We start from the raw sequence: 260 nt of genomic DNA on the forward strand, positions 1-260 counted from the left end.
GCCACCGTCATGTAGATCGTGTCGCCCTCGTCCCGCTGCTTCGGCGTGCCCGGCTGCACCTCGCGCAGCGCCTTGTCCATTGAAATCAGCTTGCGCCGCTCAGCCGCATATTCCTTCGACACCCGCTTGGCCACCGGCGCCGGCTGGAACGCCGGATCGGTGTAGAAGCGCGCGCGGTCCGCGAAGGCCAGCTTCTGGGCTTCCACGAACAGGTGCCCATGCTCCGGCGAGCCGAACGGAATCTTCGAGAAGTCGTACCC

General features: G+C 66.2%; 1 protein-coding gene. It reads right to left on the reverse strand.

Features of this window, described 5'->3' with window-relative positions; all coding sequences use genetic code 11:
• On the reverse strand, window positions 1-260 hold a 260-nt coding region (locus ACQG3P_RS20215), incomplete at both ends, for a gamma-glutamyltransferase (RefSeq protein ID WP_426806040.1).

The sequence above is a fragment of the Stenotrophomonas sp. SrG genome (assembly GCF_050031795.1).
Classification (GTDB): Bacteria; Pseudomonadota; Gammaproteobacteria; order Xanthomonadales; family Xanthomonadaceae; genus Stenotrophomonas; species Stenotrophomonas rhizophila_A.